2 protein-coding genes are annotated in these 1,277 nt (G+C 72.7%); one reads left to right on the plus strand and one right to left on the minus strand.

Features of this window, described 5'->3' with window-relative positions; all coding sequences use genetic code 11:
* A partial coding sequence (locus HMPREF0731_RS19990; RefSeq protein WP_007006030.1) for a hypothetical protein occupies window positions 1–282 on the plus strand: 282 nt, incomplete at its 5' end.
* A 62-nt stretch (window positions 283–344) separates the two neighbouring features.
* On the opposite strand, the gene HMPREF0731_RS19995 is transcribed toward HMPREF0731_RS19990, so the two are convergent.
* Window positions 345–1,181 carry an RNA methyltransferase gene (locus HMPREF0731_RS19995; protein ID WP_007006031.1) on the minus strand — a complete coding sequence of 279 codons (837 nt, stop codon included), beginning with the start codon at window positions 1,179–1,181 and terminating at the stop codon, window positions 345–347.
* Between the last annotated feature and the right edge of the window lie 96 nt (window positions 1,182–1,277).

Raw genomic sequence — 1,277 nt, forward strand, 5'->3', positions numbered from 1 at the left:
CTCTTCGCCGGCTATCCGACCGGGCCGCTGCGCGCCGGCATGGTGCTGGAGGCTGATCCCGCCGCGCCGGGCGAAGTGGCGCCGATCGCGGCGCTGCCCGCCGGCCTGCATGCGGGCGCTGGCGGGCTGGATGCGCCGGGGCTGGAGACGCTGCTGCAACGCCTGCGCCGCGAGGGCCCGCTGCCGGTGGAGGCGCTGCTGCCCGAGGGCGCTGCGCGCCGGGCCAGCCTGCGCGGCCTGCTCTGGCTGCTGAAGCTAGGTTTCGTGCGCATCGCCAACTGAAGGCGGGGTCCGGGGGGACCCTGTCCCCCCGGCGGGGTTCAGGGGCGGAGCCCCTGATTTTTTTACTGTTGTTCCTGTTCCTGGGCCCAAGGCAGCGCCGGGTCCTGCGCCTCCGGCCGCCCGCGGCGCATCCGCCCGCGCGACAGTTCGGTGACCACCCCGTGCAGGGTGCGGAGCTCCTGTTCCGTCACCTCGCCGCGCTGGAACCAGTGGCGCAGGTTGCGCACCATGCCCGGCCGCTTCGGCAAATTGTCCAGGAAGCCGCTGGCGTCGAGCTCGGAGACCAGGCGGTTGAGGAAGGTCTCCAGCTCGCCCTTGGTGGCGACATGGGTCTCGTTGGTCATCAGCTGGCGGGGCGGGGTGCGGTCGACGGCCGCGTTCCACCATTCATAGGCCAGGATCATCACCGCCTGGGCCAGGTTCAGCGACATGTGGTCCGGGTTCAGAGGGTAGCGGACCAGGGTGTCGGCGCAGGCCATGTCGTCATTCTCGAGCCCGGCGCGCTCGGGGCCGAACAGCACGGCGCTGCGGAGCGCCCGGGTCTGGCAGATGTCGACCAGTTCCTCCGCCGCGCCGCGGGCGGTGCAGACCGGGATGACGACATGGCGCGGACGCGGGCAGGTGGCGAAGACGCGGTGGCAATCGGCCACGGCGTCGGCCACCGTCTCATGCACCGTGGCGGCGTCGAGGATGCGCTGCGCGCCGGAGGAGACGTACCAAGCGCGTTCCTGCGGCCAGCCATCGCGCGGGGCGACCAGGCGCAGGTGGAACAGCCCGCCATTGGCCATGGCGCGGGCGGTGGAGCCGATATTCTCGGCCAGCTGCGGGCGCACCAGCACGATGATCGGGCTTTCGCCCGGCATGGGCTTGAGGTCGGCGCCAGCTTCGCGGCCGGTCATGGCAGGGTATCCTTCGGTCAGACCAACAGCCGCCCCGGATAGCCGCCCGGCGCGGCGCGGGGAAGGGGCGCGGGCCCGCTGCAGCCCCGCGCCGGG

Source organism: Pseudoroseomonas cervicalis ATCC 49957 (genome assembly GCF_000164635.1).
Classification (GTDB): domain Bacteria; phylum Pseudomonadota; class Alphaproteobacteria; order Acetobacterales; family Acetobacteraceae; genus Pseudoroseomonas; species Pseudoroseomonas cervicalis.

Excerpts from the sequence above, each read along its gene's own strand:
- HMPREF0731_RS19995 (WP_007006031.1), bottom strand. The coding sequence starts at position 1,181 with ATGACCGGCCGCGAAGCTGGCGCCGACCTCAAGCCCATGCCGGGCGAA.